The organism is Sphingopyxis sp. (assembly GCF_016463645.1).
Classification (GTDB): Bacteria; Pseudomonadota; Alphaproteobacteria; order Sphingomonadales; family Sphingomonadaceae; genus Sphingopyxis.
Window position 1 is genome coordinate 1 of sequence record NZ_JAEMQX010000177.1, and the last position, 5,857, is coordinate 5,857.

Genomic DNA, 5,857 nt, shown 5'->3' on the forward strand with positions numbered 1-5,857 from the left:
CCGTTCGGCGACGAGGGCGCGGCGAACCATATGCGGCTGTGCAGCGGACATGACGGGCAAGGCGTCGAGATCTTCGTCCATGGCGTCGGTGGCGGGCGCTTCCCGGCGCGGCAGCATCTCGACGCGTCGAAGGCGATCGCGCGCGCACACCGGCTCGATCCGGCGCGCACGCTCTTCATCCGCCAGTCGGACACCGCGATCCAGAGCGGCGCCTTCCACAACGACGTCGTCGCGGTCGCGAACGAACATGTGCTGTTCACGCATGAAACCGCGTTCGAGGATCGCGAGGCAGCGCATGCCGAAATCCGCGCCGCCTTTCCCGCGGTCGAGATCGTCGAGGTGCCCGCAAGCGCGGTGAGCCTGGCACACGCGATCAAATCCTATCTGTTCAACGCCCAGCTCGTCACCCTGCCCGACGGCGGCGGCATGGGGCTGGTGCTGCCGACCGAGGCGCAGGATACGCCCGCGGTATGGAACTGGCTGGAGACGATGATCGCGGGCAATGGCCCGATCCGCCGGCTGCTTCCCGTCAACGTCCGCCAGTCGATGGCGAACGGCGGCGGCCCCGCCTGCCTGCGGCTGCGCGTCGTCGCCGATCCGGCGACGGTCGACCCGCGCTTCATCGCCGACGAAGCGAAACTCGACCGCATCGCGGGCGTTGTGGACAAATATTGGCCCGAAGCGATTGCGGCGGGTGACCTCGCGTCGGCGACGCTTGCGAACGACGTCCGCTCGGCCCGCGCCGCACTGCTCGCCGAACTCGGCCTCAGCGAACTCGGCTGACATCGGTTGAAGATCCGCGAACTGATCGACACCGCGCAGATTCCGGGCGGCGACGAGCTGCGCCTGTACCGGCGCGGCGATGATTTCATCATCGCGATCGGCGGCAACGAGCTGATGAACAGCCGGATGAGCGGTTCCGAAGAAGCGCTGGCGGTGATAAGTTGCGAGCGGCTGCGAAGCCTCGACACGGCGCACCTGCTGATCGGCGGCTATGGCATGGGCTTCACGCTCCGCGCCGCACTGGCAGCGCTGGGGCCGGGCGCAAAGGTCACTCTCGCCGAACTCGTCCCGTCGATCATCGACTGGGCGCGCGGCCCGATGGCGGAGCTTGCCGCGGGTTGCCTCGACGATCCACGCGTCGAACTGGTGGTCGGCGACGTCGCCGCGTCGATCGCCGATGGACGCGGCCGCTATGACGCAATCCTGCTCGACGTCGACAACGGCCCCGACGGGCTGGTGCGCGAAGCGAACGACGGCATTTATTCGCCCGCCGGACTGGCATCGGCAAGGGCGGCACTTCGCCCCGGCGGCGTTCTCGCGATCTGGTCGGCAGCGCCCGATGCGCAATTTACCCGGCGTCTGATCGCGGCGGGATTCCGAGTCGAAGAAGTCGCGGTACGTGCGCGAAGTAACGGCAAGGGTGCGCGGCACATGATCTGGTTTGCGCGAGCATAGCTTGAGTGATTTCGACCGGTTGCGGACACAAGCCGAACGGCTAATTGCGGTCGGCGCAGTGCTGATTTCGAGTCATAAATGCTATGACAACTCCGCCCTCGTCGGAACACCTGTCGGCGCGTAGGACCGCAATTGCGACGCCCACGAAAAGCAGTGCCGCAATCAATACGATCAAGAACAGAGGGCGATAGCGTTTCATGTCCTGAGATTTATCGTCAGCCTGCAATGAGCGTCAACGTCCGCTCCCCACCCCAAAACGGACATCACTGAATCCCGCCACTGGCCGATCGCGTTCCCGCGGGCTAACATCGGCGTGGGGCGGGACTCGATCCTTCGACGAGGAGAGCCGAATGTCACCGGACGAGCGTGCGACGATCTGGCCCGAGCTGCGCTGGGCCGACTGGCGCGATACGGCGATCACGCTGCAATTGTGGACGCAGATCGTCGGCAAGGTCCGCCTGTCGCTGACGCCGTGGCTCAATCACGGCTGGCAGGTCCCGCTCTATGTCAGCGCGCGCGGGCTCACGACCTCGCCGATCCCGGCGGGGCACGAACTGCTCGAGATCGAATTCGACTTCATCGCGCACCGGCTGGTCTGTCGCACCAGCGCCAATCAGCAACGCGAGCTGGTGCTCGAACCGCGCAGCGTTGCCGATTTCCACGACCGGCTGCTCGGGCTGCTCGCCGACCTCGGCGTGGCGGTGCGGATTAATGGCGTGCCGAACGAGGTGCCCGACCCGATCCCCTTCGCCCGTGACAAAAGCCACGCGAGCTATGACGCCGGGGCCGCGCATCGTTTCTGGCGTGCGCTGGTGCAGGTCGACCGTATCTTCAAGCTGTTCCGCAGCGGCTTCCTCGGCAAGGCGAGCCCGGTGCATTTTTTCTGGGGCAGCTTCGACCTCGCGGTCACGCGCTTTTCGGGGCGCGCCGCGCCGCCGCATCCGGGCGGGGTGCCCGGCCTGCCCGACCCCGTGACGCGCGAAGCCTATTCGCACGAGGTGAGCAGCGCGGGTTTCTGGCCCGGCGGCGACGGCTTCCCCGAGCCGGCCTTCTATTCCTACGCCTATCCCGAACCGTCCGGCTTTCGCACTTGTCCGGTGCCGGCTGCGGCGCGCTTCGATACCGGGCTCGGCGAATATATCCTGCCGTATGAGGCAGTGCGGACGGCGGCGTCGCCCGACGCGTTGCTGCTCGATTTCCTCGAAACCACCTATGCCGCCGCCGCCGATGCGGCGGGCTGGGACCGCGCCGCGCTCGAATGCCCGATGGGCGCGCCGGCGCGGGTACGCGAGACAAGGGAGAGCGCATGACGAATTGTTCGCACGAGGCCGCGATCGCGGAGGTGGTTCCGAGCGCCAAGGGGTGCGAGGAATGCCTGCGGACCGGCGGCATCTGGGTCCACCTCCGCCTTTGTCGCACCTGCGGCCATGTCGGCTGCTGCGACGATTCGCCCGCCCGCCATGCACGCGCGCATTTTCACGAGAGCGGCCACCCGATCATCGAGGGCTATGATCCGCCCGAGGGCTGGGGCTGGTGCTATGTCGACGATGTCGTCGTCGCGCTTCCCGGCCGGACGCGGCAGATCGGGCCGATTCCGCGCTATTTCTAGGCGCCCGCCCTTTCCCCGCCTGTCGGATTAACTTACAGTTTACCATAGGGCCGTTGCCGCGAATCCCCGATTTGCGCCACTGGCACAGCGCTTGCTTGGGCTATGGTGATGCTGAAAAAAGTCGGACGCCTGTTCGTTATCAAGACCCGCTTCGAAGCGTGCCTCATCATCTATGCCCTCGCGGTCGGCGCGATGGCGCGCGGCGCGGCCTATCTGCACGAATATCCGGGAACGGGCGGCAAGCTGCTGCTGCTCGCCTGTACCGGTTCGGTCTTCCTTGCCGGCGCGAAGATTTTCGACTGCCTCCGCTACGAACAGGCGGCCGAAGCCGCGCGACAGGCCGAATAGCGCAGCGGTCTTTCGCCGGTCACCGAGATATGCGATGGCGCGGGCCATGAGCAGGATCAGCGGCCGGCCCGCCATCAGCACCGAGCATGTTTACGGTCTCAGCCTGCGCGTCGCGCGCTGGCGCGAAGGCGCGCCGGGTACGCCGCTGCTTTTCCTCAACGGCATCGGCGCCGATATCGCCGCCGCGGCGCCGCTGCTGGCGCAGATCCATGGCCGCGAGGTGTGGACGGTCGACATGCCGGGAGTCGGCGGCTCGCCCGATGCGCTGCTGCCCTATGGCGCGCCGACGATCGCCGCCGTGGTGATGGAAATCGCCGACCGCCTCGGCCACAAGCTGATCGACGTCGCCGGCTTCAGTTGGGGCGGCGCGCTGGCGCAGCAGATCGCCATCCAGTTCCCCGGGCGCGTGCGGCGGCTGGTGCTGATGGCGACGACGCCGAGCGTCGGCGCGCCGGGAATCGGCTGGGCGGCGCTGCTCGACGACGACATGCTCGCGAGCGGGTTGAAACTGCCGACCGCGACCCCGCTCGGCCTCGCCTGGCAGACGATGGCGATGGCCGGATGGACGAGCGCCGCGATGCTGCCGCAATTGAAGGGCGTGCCGGTGCTGATCCTGATGGGCGAGCGCGACGGTGTCGTTCCCGCATGCCACGGACAGGCGATCGCCGACCTGATCGACGGTGCGCTGCTCGAAGTGGTGCCGGGATCGCACCTTTTTCCCTTCACCCACGCCGCGGCGATTTCGGCGCGGATCAGCGCGTTTCTGGATCAGCTAGGGGCGAAACGACGAGCCGCCGCCTGAGGAAGTCGGCGACTGCGGCCGCGGTCGCGTCGGGCGCCTCTTCCATCGGCAGATGGCCGATCCCCGGCAGCATGACCACCTCCGACCCGGCGATTCTTTCGTTGAAGGTCTTCGCCGCGGTCGGATTGATCACCCGGTCCCTGTCGCCGAACAGAATCAACGTCGGCGCCTCGATCTCGCCCACGCGCGCCGCCATCGCGGGTTCGCGGTCCATCCGCGCGCGCAGCACCGTGGCCGGGCGATTGCCGGGGAAACGCAGCAGCTCCCAATAGCGGTCGATCATCGCGTCATCGACGATCTCCTGCTTCTCGATCGAGCCGCGCAGCGATTGCTCCACGAGCATGCGCGGGGTGACGCGCGTCGCGAGCCAGCGCCCGAGCGGATATTCGAGCACGCGGAAACCGACGTTCGATTCGGGGCGCTTCTCGCCCTTGCGCAGCGGCATGCCCGCAGCGTCGATCAGCAGCAGCGCATCGACGCGCGCCGGCTGGGCGAGCGCGTAGCGCCACGCGACCCAGCCACCCATCGAATTGCCGCCGAGGATGAAATGATCAAGGCCAAGCTTCGCCGCGACGACGTCGACCGCGTCCATCATGCCCTCAGCCGAATAATCGGTATCGGGCGTCGCGCCGGTCAGACCGTGGCCGGGCAGGTCGAGCGTGACGATCCGGTAATCGGCGCCGAGCCGCTTCACGAGCGGTTCCCAGGTGTGCAGGCTGGCGTTGGCGCCATGGATCAGGATGATCGGCGGGCCATCGGCCCTGCCCTGATCGCGATAGTGAATGCGCTGCCCCGCAGGCCCCGCAACGAACGCCGCGTTCGGACCGCCATATTTGGCGATCATCTCTTCGCGGTCGGTGTCGGGGGTCAGCAGGAGCAGAAACCCGACGACGATCGCAAGCAGGAGCCCGAGCGGGATCAACACCCGCTTGCGCCGGAGCAATGGACGCCGCGGCGGCGGCGGGTCGTCGAAATCTATGTCGGCAATCATCATGCCCCCTCAAGGCTCGCCGCGACCCTAGCGCGCGAACCCGCCGGGTCAATCTATGCCTGGGTATGAAGCGACCGCCGAAAAGTCTCGGGCAGGAACAGAAGCCCGATTACCAATGTGATCACGGCGACGATCACCGGATACCACAGGCCGTAATAGATATTGCCCGTCGCCGCGACCATCGCGAACGCCGTCGTCGGCAGGAAGCCGCCGAACCAGCCGTTGCCGATATGATAGGGCAGCGACATCGCGGTGTAGCGGATGCGGCTCGGGAACAGCTCGACGAGCAGCGCGGCGATCGGGCCATAGACCATCGTCACGAGCAGCACGAGATAGAAGAGGATCGCGACAACGAGTGGCTTGTTCATCGCGGCGAGATCGGCCTTTTCCGGATAGCCGGCTGCCGCGGTCGCAGCCGCAAGCTCCTTGCGGAAGGCTTCGGCGGCGGCGGCGCGATCTTCCTCCGCGAGGCGCCAGGGTTCGGGGGCGACGAGCACGCGGTTGCCGATCCAGACGTCGGCGGCCTCCCCCGACCGGCGCGCGCGGGTCACGCTGGTGTAGCTGACGCCGGCCTTCGCGAGCGCCGACCTGGCGATGTCGCAGCCGGTGCTTTCGAACTTTTCCTTGCCCACCGGATCGAACTGGAAGG

At 67.2% G+C, this 5,857-nt stretch carries 8 protein-coding genes; 6 read left to right on the forward strand and 2 right to left on the reverse strand.

Annotated elements, in window-relative coordinates:
* The 6 genes from JHC57_RS20570 to JHC57_RS20595 all read left to right on the forward strand — a co-directional run.
* Positions 1-783: N-succinylarginine dihydrolase (locus JHC57_RS20570; protein WP_294032451.1), on the forward strand; the 783-nt coding region annotated here is incomplete at its 5' end.
* 6 nt (positions 784-789) lie between these two features.
* Positions 790-1,458: a spermidine synthase gene (locus JHC57_RS20575; protein WP_294032452.1), complete on the forward strand. Its 669-nt coding sequence runs from the start codon at positions 790-792 to the stop codon at positions 1,456-1,458.
* Positions 1,459-1,808: 350 nt separating this feature from the next.
* On the forward strand, positions 1,809-2,768 hold the full coding sequence (locus tag JHC57_RS20580; protein WP_294032453.1) for a DUF5996 family protein: 960 nt from the start codon (positions 1,809-1,811) through the stop codon (positions 2,766-2,768).
* Entirely contained in the window at positions 2,765-3,067 is a 303-nt protein-coding gene (locus JHC57_RS20585; protein WP_294032454.1) for a UBP-type zinc finger domain-containing protein, read from the forward strand. Before JHC57_RS20580 ends, JHC57_RS20585 begins: the two co-directional genes overlap by 4 nt.
* A gap of 108 nt (positions 3,068-3,175) precedes the next feature.
* The gene (locus JHC57_RS20590) at positions 3,176-3,415 is read left to right on the forward strand and encodes a hypothetical protein (RefSeq protein ID WP_294032455.1); all 240 of its coding nucleotides are present in this window, start codon (positions 3,176-3,178) and stop codon (positions 3,413-3,415) included.
* Positions 3,416-3,461: 46 nt separating this feature from the next.
* The gene (locus tag JHC57_RS20595; protein ID WP_294032456.1) at positions 3,462-4,217 is read left to right on the forward strand and encodes an alpha/beta fold hydrolase; all 756 of its coding nucleotides are present in this window, start codon (positions 3,462-3,464) and stop codon (positions 4,215-4,217) included.
* Here JHC57_RS20595 and JHC57_RS20600 read toward each other — a convergent pair.
* Both JHC57_RS20600 and JHC57_RS20605 read right to left on the reverse strand, forming a co-directional pair.
* Positions 4,168-5,211, reverse strand: coding sequence for an alpha/beta hydrolase (locus JHC57_RS20600; protein WP_294032457.1), 1,044 nt, complete (start codon positions 5,209-5,211; stop codon positions 4,168-4,170). The two genes, JHC57_RS20595 and JHC57_RS20600, sit on opposite strands and share 50 nt — an antisense overlap.
* Before the next feature lie 50 nt (positions 5,212-5,261).
* Positions 5,262-5,857, reverse strand: a 596-nt coding sequence (locus JHC57_RS20605) for an MFS transporter (protein ID WP_294032458.1), incomplete at its 5' end; no start/stop codon positions are given.